The sequence below is a fragment of the Streptomyces sp. NPDC056169 genome (assembly GCF_042268445.1).
Classification (GTDB): Bacteria; Actinomycetota; Actinomycetes; order Streptomycetales; family Streptomycetaceae; genus Streptomyces.
This window is the reverse complement of sequence record NZ_JBHJUO010000006.1, coordinates 304674-319076: the sequence shown is the minus strand read 5'-3', so window position 1 is coordinate 319076 and position 14403 is coordinate 304674. Positions and strand designations below refer to the sequence as shown.

At 73.5% G+C, this 14403-nt stretch carries 10 protein-coding genes; 8 read left to right on the top strand and 2 right to left on the bottom strand.

The window, feature by feature from the left end; genetic code table 11:
- Positions 1-201: 201 nt before the first annotated feature.
- Positions 202-831, bottom strand: coding sequence for a hypothetical protein (locus ACFC0G_RS12185; protein ID WP_376401203.1), 630 nt, complete (start codon positions 829-831; stop codon positions 202-204).
- Positions 832-1229: 398 nt separating this feature from the next.
- On the opposite strand from ACFC0G_RS12185, the gene ACFC0G_RS12180 reads away from it, so the two are divergent.
- The 8 genes from ACFC0G_RS12180 to ACFC0G_RS12145 all read left to right on the top strand — a co-directional run bounded on the left by ACFC0G_RS12180 (position 1230) and on the right by ACFC0G_RS12145 (position 13895).
- Positions 1230-3389, top strand: coding sequence for a RecQ family ATP-dependent DNA helicase (locus ACFC0G_RS12180; protein ID WP_376401200.1), 2160 nt, complete (start codon positions 1230-1232; stop codon positions 3387-3389).
- A 162-nt stretch (positions 3390-3551) separates the two neighbouring features.
- Positions 3552-4925, top strand: coding sequence for a DUF4192 domain-containing protein (locus ACFC0G_RS12175; protein ID WP_376401197.1), 1374 nt, complete (start codon positions 3552-3554; stop codon positions 4923-4925).
- Positions 4926-5040: 115 nt separating this feature from the next.
- On the top strand, positions 5041-7116 hold the full coding sequence (locus ACFC0G_RS12170) for a glycogen debranching N-terminal domain-containing protein (protein WP_376401194.1): 2076 nt from the start codon (positions 5041-5043) through the stop codon (positions 7114-7116).
- 109 nt (positions 7117-7225) lie between these two features.
- Complete coding sequence (locus ACFC0G_RS12165; protein WP_376401191.1) at positions 7226-7987, top strand: NUDIX domain-containing protein; 762 nt, start codon at positions 7226-7228, stop codon at positions 7985-7987.
- Between the two features lie 122 nt (positions 7988-8109).
- The gene (locus ACFC0G_RS12160) at positions 8110-9960 is read left to right on the top strand and encodes an ATP-binding cassette domain-containing protein (RefSeq protein WP_376401188.1); all 1851 of its coding nucleotides are present in this window, start codon (positions 8110-8112) and stop codon (positions 9958-9960) included.
- Positions 9961-10120: 160 nt separating this feature from the next.
- The gene (locus tag ACFC0G_RS12155; RefSeq protein ID WP_376401185.1) at positions 10121-11008 is read left to right on the top strand and encodes a FadR/GntR family transcriptional regulator; all 888 of its coding nucleotides are present in this window, start codon (positions 10121-10123) and stop codon (positions 11006-11008) included.
- Positions 11009-11385: 377 nt separating this feature from the next.
- Complete coding sequence (locus ACFC0G_RS12150; protein ID WP_376401479.1) at positions 11386-12933, top strand: RNA polymerase sigma factor; 1548 nt, start codon at positions 11386-11388, stop codon at positions 12931-12933.
- Positions 12934-13076: 143 nt separating this feature from the next.
- Complete coding sequence (locus ACFC0G_RS12145) at positions 13077-13895, top strand: serine protease (protein WP_376401182.1); 819 nt, start codon at positions 13077-13079, stop codon at positions 13893-13895.
- A 131-nt stretch (positions 13896-14026) separates the two neighbouring features.
- On the opposite strand, the gene ACFC0G_RS12140 is transcribed toward ACFC0G_RS12145, so the two are convergent.
- A complete protein-coding gene (locus ACFC0G_RS12140) occupies positions 14027-14257 on the bottom strand; it encodes a hypothetical protein (protein ID WP_024754955.1) in 231 nt (76 codons plus the stop codon).
- Between the last annotated feature and the right edge of the window lie 146 nt (positions 14258-14403).

The following is a 14403-nucleotide window of genomic DNA, read 5'->3' as shown; positions in this document are numbered from 1 at the left end:
CGTCGAGCGGACCGCTCGCCGGCCGATCGTCTCCGGCGCTGACCGGCCGTCCCGCCTGCCTCTCCCGTTCCGCCCGTCTCTCCCGTCGGACCGCAAGCCGGGCCGGCGGGAAGGCGTTCGCTCCGGCGTCGTCTGGGCGGTCGTCAGCGGGCGGTCGTCGTCTGGGCGGGCGTCAGCGGGCGGTTGTCGTCCGGGCGGTCGTCAGCGGGCGGCGACCCGGCGCAGGGGTTCGGCCGCGCCGCTTGCCGTTCTCGGTGTGAGGTGGCCCAGTTCGGCCGCCTCGCTCCCGAGAGGGACCGGGTGCGAGTCGGAGCTCGGCCGACGGCCTCCCCGGCCCTCGCCGAGCACCTGCCAGCCCCCTCGGGTCAGCGTGATGTACGCGCCGCAGCGGAGTCCGTGCAGCGTGCAGGCGTCCCGGAGCCCCCACATCCAGGCTCCGTCCTCCTCGGTCCAGCGCTCGTCGCCCTCGCGGCAGTACAGCAGGACCGCGGTCCGCACCGGGGCACGGCGCCGGAGGTCGTGCGGAAGGACGCGCCGCAGGTGCGCGAGGAGCGCGTTGCGGAACTCCCAGCCGTCCGCCGGCAGGGGGCGGCGGACGAACGAGGCGCTGGCGGTGAGCCGTTCCTCGTGGTCCAGGACCGCCACGACCGCCGTCGAGGGCGTGGGGGTGTGGCGCGAGTGCAGTCCGCTGACGACCTCGCGCGGATTGCCGAGCAGGGGGATTCCCGCCGCGGCCCACTCGGCCGGTTCGAGTATCCGTGAGAGGCGGCTGGCGGACTCGGACGACGACATGGTCGAGGTGGCTGTGGACGGAGCGAATCCGAGGGTCACGGTCCTCCCTTCGGATACGCGCCCGCGCTGCGGGCAAAGTCGGGTGAGGGCGCACCACGGCACGGTCCTTCAGGGCCGCTGACGGGCCGTGCGGGGCGGTTTCCCAATTCTTGCTTGGCCCGTGCGTGAGCGGCAATGAGCAATTGAGGTCACTGACGGGTATGCGACGGTATGCCTTTCATATCCCTGCCCAGTTGCCCATTGTTCACTCCCCGTTTCCCCTCCTGTTTCACCTCTGGGGCGGGAGCCTCAGCGGAAACACTCGTTCCGCCTACGGCCGCCCTCGGTCGCTCGTGCGGCGGACGAGGGGGCGACCTGCGGCGAGTGAACCGTGTGTGAGTGAAGTGTCGCTCTGGGTGAGTTGGGCGATTGTCCGTGCCATCGGGTTGCATGGGGGCATGGACAACCAGGAGCTCCGCGCCGAAGCCGATGCCATCCTCGCTGAGCTCGTCGGTGCCCCCGGGGGTCCGGCGCGGCTGCGGGAAGACCAGTGGCAGGCCGTGGCGGCCCTGGTGGAGGAGCGCCGGCGGGCCCTGGTGGTGCAGCGGACCGGCTGGGGCAAGTCGGCGGTGTACTTCGTCGCCACCGCTCTGCTGCGGCGGCGCGGCTCGGGCCCCACGGTGATCATCTCGCCGCTGCTGGCGCTGATGCGCAACCAGGTCGAGTCGGCGGCGCGGGCCGGCATCCAGGCCCGCACGATCAACTCGGCCAACCCCGAGGAGTGGGACACCATCTACGACGAGGTCGAGCGCGGGGAGACCGACGTCCTCCTCGTCAGCCCGGAGCGCCTCAACTCCGTGGACTTCCGGGAGCAGGTGCTGCCCAAGCTGGCGGCCACGACGGGTCTCCTCGTGGTCGACGAGGCGCACTGCATCTCGGACTGGGGCCACGACTTCCGGCCCGACTACCGCCGGCTGCGGGCGATGCTCGCCGAGCTCGCCCCCGGAGTGCCGGTCCTGGCCACCACAGCGACCGCCAACGCGCGCGTGACCGCGGACGTGGCCGAGCAGCTGGGCACCGGGGCCGGCGAGGCCCTCGTGCTGCGCGGGACGCTGGAGCGGGAGAGCCTGCGCCTGGGCGTCGTCCGGCTCCCGGACGCCGCGCACCGGCTGGCCTGGCTCGCCGAGCACCTGGACGAGCTGCAGGGTTCGGGGATCATCTACGCCCTCACCGTGGCCGCCGCCGAGGAGGCGACCGCCTTCCTGCGCCAGCGCGGCTTCACCGTCGCCTCCTACACGGGGCGTACGGAGAACGCCGACCGGCTGCAGGCCGAGGTCGACCTGCAGGAGAACCGGGTCAAGGCGCTGGTCGCGACCTCGGCGCTCGGCATGGGCTTCGACAAGCCCGACCTGGGCTTCGTGGTGCACCTGGGGTCGCCGTCGTCCCCCATCGCCTACTACCAGCAGGTCGGCCGTGCGGGGCGCGGCGTCGAGCACGCCGACGTCCTCCTGCTGCCGGGCAAGGAGGACGAGGCCATCTGGCGCTACTTCGCCGACACCGCCTTCCCGCCCGAGGCCCTGGTCCGGCAGACCCTCTCGGCCCTCGCCGACGCGGGACGGCCGCTGTCCGTACCGGCTCTGGAGGCGGCGGTGGACCTTCGCCGGACCCGGCTGGAGACCATGCTGAAGGTCCTCGACGTGGACGGGGCCGTCAAGCGGGTGAAGGGCGGGTGGAGCTCCACCGGTCAGCAGTGGACCTACGACTCCGAGCGGTACGCGTGGGTCGCCCGGCAGCGGGCGGCCGAGCAGCAGGCCATGCGCGACTACGTGAGCACCACGGGGTGCCGGATGGAGTTCCTGCGCCGGCAGCTGGACGACGAAGGGGCCGTGCCGTGCGGCCGCTGCGACAACTGCGCGGGGCCCTGGGCGGATTCCTCCGTCTCCGCGGAGACGCTGACCGGAGCGGCGAAGGAACTGGACCGCCCGGGCGTGGAGGTCGAGCCGCGCCGGATGTGGCCGACGGGCATGCCCGCACTGGGCGTCAACCTCAAGGGACGCATCCCCGCCGGAGAGCAGTGCGCCACCGGCCGCGCCCTGGGGCGGCTCTCGGACATCGGCTGGGGCAACCGGCTGCGCCCGCTGCTGGCCGAGAACGCACCCGACGGGCCGGTCCCCGACGACGTCCTGAAGGCCGCGGTGGCCGTCCTCGCCGACTGGGCGCGCTCGCCGGGCGGCTGGGCGCCGAACGTCCCGGACGCCTCCGCCCGGCCGGTGGGCGTCGTCGCCGTACCGTCCCTGACCCGCCCGCAGCTCGTCGGCTCCCTCGCCCAGGGGATCGCGGCCATCGGCCGCCTCCCCTTCCTCGGCACCCTGACGTACACCGGGCCGGACGGCGCGCACGCGGCACGCCGCAGCAACTCCGCCCAGCGCCTCAGGGCGCTCTCCGGTGCCTTCGCGGTCCCGGAGGACCTGGCGGGCGCGCTGGCGGGAACCCCCGGCCCCGTCCTGCTCGTGGACGACTGCACCGACTCCGGCTGGACCCTCGCGGTCGCCGCCCGCCTGCTCCGCCAGGCCGGTGCCGAACAGGTGCTCCCGCTGGTCCTCGCCGCCGCGGGCTGACCGCCGGACTCCTCACGCGCCGTCAAACGGTCACGAGCATAGGGGTTTCGGAGCCGTCGTGACGTCGGCCCTGTGGACAACTCCATGGGGCCGCGAGCGTCTCGTTCCGGTAGTTATCCACAGGGGTTTCGTGATTCGGGAGATCACGAGACCGTCGTGACCATGAACGCGAATCACCACGAATCCAGCGGACCCTCCCGTACCCAGCGGATCACCCTGCGCAGCCCGGCGGAGCTGGCCGACGCCCTGCCCTTCATGCTGGGCTTCCACCCCACCGACTCCGTCGTCCTGGTCGCCCTCCACGGCGAGCGCGGCCGCTTCGGCGGCCGGGTCAGGCTCGGCATCCCGCGCTCACCCCGCGAATGGGCGTCCACCGCCGACCACCTCGCCGAATGCCTCGTCGAGAGCGGCGACCGGAACGGCGACCGGCCGGACGGGATCGTCGTCTTCCTGTGCCAGGACCCGGAGCCCGGCGAGACCGGCAGCAGGGTCATGGAGCGGCTGCGCCCCTTCGCGCAGCGACTCCGCACCGCCTGCGGCGCCCTCGACATCCCCGTCTACGAAGCCCTCTGCATCTCCGACGGGCTCTACTTCTCCTACTGCTGCCCCAACGAACGGTGCTGCCCGCCCGGCGGCACACCCATGGGCCTCACCGGCACCTCGGTGACGGCGGCGACCGCCGCCTACGCCGGAGTGCGGGTACGCGGCACGCTGCGGGACATGGAGGCCCGGCTCAAGCCGTACGGCACGCCCGGCGACGAGACGCAGCGCGCCGCCCTCGACGCGGCCGCCGCCTCGATCGTGCCCCGGATCCTCGAAGGCCCGCCCGGCCAGGGGCGGGGGGAAGTGCGCGAGGCGACGCTGCGCACCGCCCGCGAGATCCTCCGGCGGTTCGCCGACCCGGCGGCCCGCACGCAGGCCTCCGGCGGGGTCGCGGCGGCCGACGCTGCCGACGACGCCCTGATCGGGACGGAGGAGGCGGCCGCGCTCATCCTGGGCCTCCAGGACCGGGACACCCGGGACCGCGTCGCCGAATGGATGGAGGGCTGGGAGGGCACCGCCGCCCTGCGGCTCTGGCGCGTCCTGGCCCGCCGCTGCGTCATCCCCTACCAGGAGCACGCCGCCGCGCCGCTCGCCCTCGTGGGCTGGACGGCCTGGTCCACCGGCGACGAACCGACCGCCCGGGTCGCCCTGGGACTCGCCCTCGACGCCGACCCCGAATACGTCTTCGCCCGCCTCCTGCACCAGGCCTGCAACGAGGGGTTGGACCCCGAGTCACTGCGCTCCTGCCTGAGGAGCGAGCGGGACTCCCGGGCCGCGGCGGAACAGGCCGCTCCCACGCCCTCCCGGCGGGTCAGGACCCGGACCGCCGCCCGTCCCCAGGGCGCCCGGCAGAGCCTCAGGAAGCCCGGACGGCAGACCGGCGGGGACCGAGGGGCTCCCGCCGGGGTCCGGCCGAGCGGCCCGGCCACGGGCAGGCCGCGGAGCGGAGCCCCGCGGCAGGGCGGGCAGCGCGGCAGCAGGAGCGGTCGATGAGGACCGTGACCCGGCCGCCCGCGCGCGCGTTCACCACTCCGGCGGAGTCGGACGCACCGTACCGCCCACGCCCCGCCGGCCGCCCGGACCGCACAGAGAGCACCCCATACCCGCCATGGCCCTCAGCCCCGTACCGGCCCCCGGACGCCCCGCAGGACACCCGAAGGGACCCGCACACGGACACCCGTCCGGCGTGGGAACCGCGCCCCCACGGGCGGCGCGGCCGGGTGAACTGCCCTCGGTGCACGGCGCGCTCCTCTGCGTCGCCCTGCCCGCCTTCGCCGTCTGCGCCGAGCACGGCCAGCTCACGGGAGACGGACTGGAGGGCGTGTACGCGGCGGGACGACGGCTCCTGTCCCGCTGCGTCCTGCGGGTGGCGGGGCGCGAACCCGTCGCGCTCCAAGGCCGGATGGCGGCCGCCGACCGGGCCGTCTTCCTCGGTGTCCTGCGCGTCCCCGGGGACGTGGGACCCGACCCCGGGCTCTCCGTCGAGCGCTCGCGAGGCGCCGACGGAACCGAGCGCATCACCCTGCGCAACGCGACCGCCCGCTCCCTCCGCCTCCCCGTGGAAATCGCTCTGGGCACCGATCTCGCGGACCTGGGCGCGGTGGCGTCCGGCAGGACGGGACCCGAGCTCGCCCCGAGCGTCCACGGCACCGGACTGCGCTGGACCGCCGGAGACGGACGATCCGTCGCCGTCACCGCGGACCCGCCGCCCATGGACTCCCTGGCGGCGGCCGGCGTCCTGCGCTGGGAGGCCGAGCTGGCGCCCGGAGCGCCGTTCACGATCCGGCTGCGGGTACGCGGCGACCGGGCGGCCGGGGCCGCCCCTTCCTCGGGAGGCGGCGGAGGGCGACCCGGCGGGCACCTCATCGCCGAGGCGCGGGCCGAGGGCGACGACCCGCGGCCGGGGGAGCTGCTCCGCGGCTCCGTCGAGGACCTGCGCGCCCTGCTCCAGCGGGACCCCAACCACCCCGCCGACGTCCATCTCGCGGCCGGGGTCCCCTGGCGCTGCGGACCGGTCACCGCCGAGGCCCTCTGGGCGGCCCGCATGGTCCTGCCCCTCGGGACCCGGCTGGCCGCGACCACGCTCCGTGCCCTGGGCCGCGCCCAACTCCAGGGAACCGGGCCCGAGTCCGGACGGGTCCCCGGACCCCTCAGAGACGCGGGCCCGCACCTCCCGCCCCGCTGCACGGGCATCGAGGCCACCCTCGCCTTTCCCGTCGTGCTCGCGGAGGCCCGTCGCTGGGGGCTGCCCGCCGCGGACCTGGAGGAGCTGCTTCCCGTGGCGGAGCGATGCCTCGGCTGGCTGCGCCGCACGATCGGCGACACCGGCTTCGTACCCGACCCGGGGCCCGCCGGGCCCTGGCGGGCGGAGACCCAGGCCCACGCGCACCGTGCCGCGCTGCTGGGCGCCGACCTGCTCGACGCCTGCGGGCGGCCCGGGGGAGACGCCCTGCGCGACGGGGCACGAGCACTGCGCGAGCGGTTCCGGCGCGACTTCTGGCTCGACGACCGGGCAGGGGGCCGGCCCGCCGTCGCCCGCGCACCGGACGGCCGGACCTGGTCCCAGCTGGGCGGCTGGGCCGCGCACCTGCTCGACACCGGACTCCTGGGCGGTGGCCGATACGCGCAGGGACTGCTCGACAGGGCGGAGACCGAGCAGGTGGCCAGACTGCTCGCCACGCCGGCCCTGGACTCCGGCTGGGGCCTGCGGGGGCTGGGAACGAAGGAGCCCGGCCACAACCCCTTCGGCCACCGGGCCGGCGCGGTCCGGGTGCACGAGACGGCCGTCGCCGTGGCCGGCCTCGCCGCCGCAGGGCACGAGAAGGAGGCCGCCGCCCTGCTCCGCGGGCTGCTCGACGCCGCCGAGGCCTTCGCCCACCGGCTGCCCGAGATGTACGCGGGGGAGCAGCGGACGGCGGGAGGGCGTCCGGTGCCGCACCCGGCCGCGTGCAGGCCGGCGGCCGTCGCGGCCGCAGGAGCGGTCCAGGCGCTCGTCGCCCTCGCCGGGATCCGCCCCGACGCGCCGGGGCGCTCCGTGTCGGTGCACCCGATGCCCTCGGCCCCGCTGGGCGCGATCCGGCTCTCGGGACTCGTGGTGGCGGGCGAGCCGTTCGCCGTACGGGTCGGCAGGCTCGGTCTCGGTATGGTCGAGGAGGCCGCAGAGGGCCTTCAACTGGGGGTGTGACGGGATGCCGGGCGCAGACACGACGGAAGCTTCACGGCGCGGCGAAGAAGTCGTCGCCGATCCTTCCGCGAGGCGTGCTTATCGTCAGGGAGACGACTATGATCGCGGCATGTCTCCCTACGACCCGTCGGCCTTTCCGCCTTTCGCTGTCACCGTCGATCTGGTCGTGCTCACCGTGCGGAGCCATGCGCTCTGCACTCTGATCGTGAGGAGAGGGGAACCGCCGTTCCAGGGGCGCTGGGCGCTCCCCGGCGGATTCGTCCGCGAGGGCGAGGACCTCGGCGCCGCGGCCGCGCGTGAGCTGGTCGAGGAGACCGGACTCCGCGCCCACGACCCGGGCGACCCGCCGCCCGTACCGGGCAACGGCGCACACCTGGAGCAGCTGGCCACGTACGGGGCTCCCGACCGCGACCCGCGGATGCGGGTGGTCAGCGTCGCGCACTTGGCGCTGGCCCCGGACCTTCCCGCGCCCCGGGCGGGCGGAGACGCGAACAGCGCCCGCTGGGCCCCGGTCGAGGAACTGCTCGGGGAGGACGGGCCCGCCGGAGCGGGAGCCGAGCCGCTCGCCTTCGACCACGCCCAGATCCTCGCCGACGGGGTGGAGCGAGCCCGCTCCAAGATCGAGTACTCCTCCCTGGCCACGGCCTTCTGTCCGCCCGAATTCACGGTCGGAGAGCTGCGGCGCGTCTACGAGGCCGTCTGGGGCGTCGCCCTCGACCCGCGCAACTTCCACCGCAAGGTGACCGGCACGCCCGGCTTCCTGGTCCCCGCCGGCGGCACCACGACCCGTCAGGGAGGCCGCCCCGCCCAGCTCTTCAGGGCAGGTGGAGCCACTCTCCTCAACCCGCCGATGCTGCGCCCCGAGGTCTGACCGACCCGGCCGTCCGGCGCCCCAGGGCGCCAACCCTGCGCCGAAAGTCCGAAATGTAGCGTTATCTTGCTGCGGTAGCGCCGCCCTGCCGCGGAGCGGTGTCACCTACCGCGAGAGAAGCGATGCTCCAGGCAATCGGACTGACCAGCACCCCCCGCCGCGATCGCCCGCCCGCCGTGGACGATCTGACCTTCGACGCGCGGCCGGGTGCCGTGACCGCGCTCCTCGGCCCCCCGGGCTCCGGCAAGACCGCCACGCTCCGCCTCATGCTCGACCTCGATCCCGGCCGAGGGGTCACCTACTTCCGGGGCCGGCCGCTGCACGGCGTCGCCCACCCGCCGCGCGAGGTCGGCGTGTTCCTCGGCGACGTCCCCGGGCACCCCGCCCGCACGCTCCGCGGGCAGCTGCGGATGCTCTGCGCCGCTTCCGGGACTCCCGTCGCGCGGGCCGGGGACGTGCTGCGCTCCGTCGGCCTCGCGGGCCTCGAAGGGCGGCGGATCGGCACCCTGCCGCTCGGTGCCGAACGCCGACTCGGTCTGGCGTGTGCCCTGTTGGGAGCCCCGCACGCCCTGCTGCTCGACGAGCCGGGGGCCGGTCTCTCCGGCGCCGACAGCGTGTGGGTGTACGAACTCCTGCGCGCGCACGCGGCCGGCGGGGGGACGGTGCTCTACACCACGGCGGACCCCAAGGACGCGGCCCGCAACGCCGACCGGGTCGTCACGCTCGAAGGCGGCCGCGTCGTCGCCGACCAGGACGCCACCGAGTTCGCGCGCACCCGGCTGCGTCCCCGCGTCGCCGTCCGCACCCCCCACGTCGCGCGACTGGCCGCCGCCGTGACCCAGGAGGCCAGGGCCGCCCGTCGGCCGGTCGAGGTGGTCGCGGAGGACGGCAACCGGCTGTCGGTCTACGGGAGTGACTGCGCCGCCGTCGGCGACACCGCGTTCCGGCACGGCGTGGTGGTCCACCGGCTCGCCGACGAGACCGGCGACACGGCACCGGCACCCCGCGCACCGGAGGGCGCCGATCCCGGGCGTGACGCGCCCGGGCCGGACTCCCCCCGGCGCCGCCTCCCGCCCTCACGGGACGCCGACCGGGCGCCCGGCGGCACCACGCCCGCCGTCACCGCGTCCGCCGTCACCGCGTCCGGCGGCACCGGGCGCGGCGACTCGGCCGAGGGGCGGACCTCCGCCCGGAGGCCGGCCCGCTCGCCTTCGCGCCCGCTGCGGTACGAGCTCCGCCGGCTCGTCGGCGTGCCGAGCACCCCGCTCGTCGTGGCGGTGGTCCTGCTCGTCTCCGTGACGCTCGCCCTGCTCCTCGGGCGCGGGGGTTCGACCGCGTTGCCCGTCGTCCTCGCCGGGTGGCCCGCGATCTCCCCCCTGCCGCCCGCCGCCCTCGGGGCCGGTCTCGTCGGCGCCTTCTCCTTCGGCGAGGAGTACCGCTACCCCGCGCTCACCGCCGGCCGCGGCGCCGTGCCCCGGCGGCTCGGCCTGCTGCTCGCCAAGCTCGTCGTGGCGGCGGCCGTGGCCCTCGGTCTCGGGGCGCTCGTCGTGGCGGCGAATCTGGGGGCCCTGCGACTCGTCTACGGCGTCGAGTTGATTCCCGTACCGGACAACTGGCCGTCGCTCTGCGCGAGTTGGCTGGGGCTGCTCGTCGGATGTGCCTGGGCGGGGGTGCTCGGCGCCGGAGTGTTCCGGGCCGCCGCCGCCGGTGTGGCCGCGGTCCTCGCCGTACCCGTCGCCTTCGTTCCGCTGCTGCAGCAGGTGCTCACCGGCCCGTCGGTGCGTTCGGCCGCCGGGCTGCCGGCGCGGTTGCGCGAGATCGCCGGCCCCCAGTGGTCCCCGGCCGTGGACCGGTGGTTGACGGGGGCGCTGAGAGTGGTCGGACAGCCCGCGGGGGTGGCCCTCTCGCTCGTGTTGACCGGCCTGCTCTGCGCCTATGTGTTCACCGGGCTTCGGAGGAGGGCCAGTTGGTGATCACTTGCAGATCGAATGGTTCCGCTTTTCGGACAACTCTCTTAAAAATTGCCCCCTATGTCCGAATAATCGTCAATTGTGTAGCGGGTGCCGATCACCCTTTCGTGTGCTTTTCACCAAAGACCTCAAGGGTCACGGAGGCAACGCCGACAAAGGATGCGTGAGTACCCTTGCGCACACCATGATGACCGCCGCCCGTTCCGTCGAGTCAGGCCTCGGCGCCCCGGGCGATCTCGACCGCTACCCCTACGCGGAGGCGCCCGGCGCCGGCCGCGTGGGCCCGCCCTCCTGGGAGGGCGTGGACACCGACCTGGGCCGTGTCGGCCGCCGCAGTGCCGGCAACCGGGGCCGGGGGCTCCACGGCCAGCTCGTCCAGCAGCTCGGTCAGATGATCGTCTCCGGCGACCTCGGAGCCGACCGCCCCCTCGTCCCCGAGGAGATCGGCCAGCGGTTCGAGGTCTCACGCACCGTCGTGCGCGAGTCGCTGCGCGTGCTGGAGGCCAAGGGCCTCGTCAGCGCCCGTCCCAACGTCGGCACCCGCGTGCGGCCCGTCAGCGACTGGAACCTCCTCGACCCCGACATCATCGAGTGGCGCGCCTTCGGCCCACAGCGCGACGACCAGCGCCGCGAGCTGAACGAGCTGCGCTGGACCATCGAGCCCCTGGCCGCCCGCCTCGCCGCCGGACACGGCCGCGAGGACGTCCAGCAGCGCCTCGCCGACATGGTCGAGATCATGGGGCACGCGTACGCGCAGGGTGACGCGATCACGTTCTCCCGCGCGGACACCGAGTTCCACTCCCTGCTCATCCAGCTCGCCGGGAACCGCATGCTGGAGCACCTCTCCGGCATCGTCGGCTCCGCGCTCCAGGTCTCCGGCGGTCCCGCCACGGGCTGTGACCGTCCGAGCGAGGCGTGCCTCGGCCACCACGCCCGGATCGTCGACGCGCTGGCCGCGGGCGACGCGCAGGCCGCCGAGGCCGCCATGCGTCAGCTGTTGACCGTTCACCCCGAGGTGGAGCGCGTCGTTCCCGCCCCCCGCGAACACTGACCGCGGGCCGTGGCCGGGAGCGCGGACGCGGACGCATCACGTGCCGCCGGGTCCGAGCGCGGTCCGGGGAGCCCGTCAGCGTTTCCCCGGATGGCGCCAGGGTTCCGGCGGCGCGAATGTGCCATGATCTACCGCTTCGGCCGTTTCGCCGCGAATGAGGTGTGACTCGGGCCACGAAGATTGGGCGTAACACTCCTCCGAGCCGTGCGATGACCTAAGAGGTGACAGCCGAGGAAGGAATACAGCAGCCGTTGCAGGCGCTGTGCAGTTCCCCGGCCCAACCCGCGCCGTCGGCACATTTCCCGCCGACGGTCGTCGGCTCCGGCCCTATCCAGGGCGGGGCCGGAAGCCGTTTCCATCGTTCCGAGAGGTTGTTCGTGTCGGCCAGCACATCCCGTACGCTCCCGCCGGAGATCGCCGAGTCCGAGTCTGTGATGGCGCTCATCGAGCGGGGAAAGGCTGATGGGCAGATCGCCGGCGATGACGTGCGTCGGGCCTTCGAAGCCGACCAGATTCCGCCAACCCAGTGGAAGAATGTTCTGCGCAGCCTCAATCAGATCCTCGAGGAAGAGGGTGTGACGCTGATGGTCAGTGCAGCGGAGTCGCCGAAGCGCGCCCGCAAGAGCGTCGCTGCGAAGAGCCCGGCCAAGCGCACCGCCACCAAGACCGTCACCGCCAGGACGACCGTGACGAAGACCACGGTCTCGTCCGCCACGGCTTCCGCGGCGGACGGTGACGATCTGGTCGACGAGGCCGGATCGCCTGCCAAGAAGGCGGCCGCGAAGAAGACCGTCGCCAAGAAGGCGGTGGCCAAGAAGACCGTCGCCAAGAAGACGGCGGCCAAGAAGTCCACGTCCAAGAAGGACGGCGACGAGCTCGCCGAGGGCGAGGAGCTCCTTGAGGACGCCGCGCCCGGCAAGGGCGAAGAGGAAGAGACCGAGGGCGAGAGCAAGGGCTTCGTCCTGTCCGACGAGGACGAGGACGACGCTCCGGCGCAGCAGGTCGCCGTCGCCGGTGCCACGGCCGACCCGGTCAAGGACTACCTCAAGCAGATCGGCAAGGTCCCGCTGCTCAACGCCGAGCAGGAGGTCGAGCTCGCCAAGCGCATCGAGGCCGGTCTGTTCGCCGAGGACAAGCTGGCGAACTCGGACAAGCTCGCTCCGAAGCTCAAGCGCGAGCTGGAGATCATCGCCGAGGACGGCCGCCGGGCCAAGAACCACCTCCTGGAGGCCAACCTCCGTCTGGTGGTCTCCCTGGCCAAGCGCTACACCGGCCGCGGCATGCTCTTCCTGGACCTGATCCAGGAGGGCAACCTGGGTCTGATCCGCGCGGTCGAGAAGTTCGACTACACCAAGGGCTACAAGTTCTCCACGTACGCCACCTGGTGGATCCGTCAGGCGATCACCCGCGCCATGGCCGACCAGGCCCGCACCATCCGTATCCCGGTGCACATGGTCGAGGTCATCAACAAGCTCGCGCGTGTGCAGCGCCAGATGCTCCAGGACCTGGGCCGTGAGCCCACCCCGGAGGAGCTGGCCAAGGAACTCGACATGACCCCGGAGAAGGTCATCGAGGTCCAGAAGTACGGCCGCGAGCCGATCTCCCTCCACACCCCGCTGGGTGAGGACGGTGACAGCGAGTTCGGTGACCTCATCGAGGACTCCGAGGCGGTCGTGCCGGCCGACGCGGTGAGCTTCACGCTCCTCCAGGAGCAGCTGCACTCCGTGCTCGACACCCTCTCCGAGCGTGAGGCGGGCGTCGTCTCGATGCGCTTCGGCCTCACCGACGGCCAGCCGAAGACGCTGGACGAGATCGGCAAGGTCTACGGCGTGACGCGCGAGCGGATCCGTCAGATCGAGTCGAAGACGATGTCGAAGCTGCGTCACCCGTCGCGTTCGCAGGTCCTGCGCGACTACCTCGACTGATCCTTCCGAGGCACAGAGCGACACGCGAAGGGCCCGGTTCCCCGAAAGGGCGGAACCGGGCCCTTCGCGTGTGCGCGGGTGCAGGGGACGGACGCGTGCTGGACGCTGGGTGAACCGACATCACCGGAGAGTCAGGAGGCTCCATGCGTGGTCCCTTCACCCGCGCCTTGACGGGTGCCCTGGGCCTGATCACGGCGGCGGTGGGGCAGCTCGCCACCGCCGCCCCCGCAGCCGCCGACAGCGTCGTCGTGGGCGGCCGGCAGGCCCTGATCGCGGACGCGCCCTGGGTCGTGGCGCTGTCCAGTCGTGACCGGTTCGGGGGTACCCGGGCGGGGCAGTTCTGCGGGGGCGTGGTCGTCGCGCCGACCAAGGTGCTCACGGCGGCCCACTGCCTGGGCCGAGAGGTCCTCGGCGGCGAGCCGTGGGAGGTGCGCGACTTCGTGGTCATCGCCGGCCGTGCCGCGCTGCGCGGGCAGGGCGGGCAGGAGGTCGCGATCTCGGAGACCTGGATCAATCCCGACTACGACCCGACGACGAACTCGGGCGATCTCGCCGTGCTGACGCTGGCGAGCGCGCTGCCGCAGTCGTACGTGATCGGCGTCGCCCGCGCGGGCGACGCGGCGTACACGGCCGGTACGGAGGCGGACGTCTACGGCTGGGGTGACACGACCGGCAACGGGACCTACGCCTCCACGCTGCGGACGGCTCGCGTCCAGGTGCTGCCTGATGCCTCGTGCCGGCGGGCGTACCCGGGCGGTTTGGGCGTCGCGTACCGCAGCGAGACGATGCTGTGCGCGGGCGACCCGCAGGGCGGCACGGACGCGTGCCAGGGCGACAGCGGGGGACCGCTGGTGGCCAAGGGGCTTCTCGTCGGCCTGGTGTCGTGGGGGAGCGGCTGTGGGCAGGCGGAGAACCCGGGTGTCTACACGAGGGTCTCGGCGGTGCTGCCGGCGCGGATCTGACGCGCCCCGGCGGGCGCGCGCCGGTACGACGGGTACGAGAACGGGCGGCCACCCCCCTTGACTGCGGGGTGGCCGCCCGTCGTCCGGTCAGCGACAGCTACCGGCTCTGGGCTCGTCGGGTGTGCGAGGCGTCAGTGCTCGTCGCCCGTCGTGCGGGCCGGCACGTCCGTGAGCCGGTCCGTCTCATCCTGTATCTCAGCGGCGATCTTCTTGAGTTCCGGCTCGAACTTGCGGCCGTGGTGGGCGCAGAAGAGCAAGTCACCTCCGCTGGTCAGGACGACACGCAGGTATGCCTGGGCGCCGCAGCGGTCGCAACGGTCAGCGGCCGTCAGGGGGCTCGCGGGGGTCAGAACAGTAGTCACGTCGCCTCTTCTCTAGCTCGACGAGCTGTCGTACCAGGGTCAACATCCAACCAGGCCGGAAACGTTCCCGCTCGTGGCTTTTCCTCGAAACTTTTTCCCAAGGTGGCTGTCTGCTGCCGGTTGGCGGCGAATGAGCCGTATTGCTT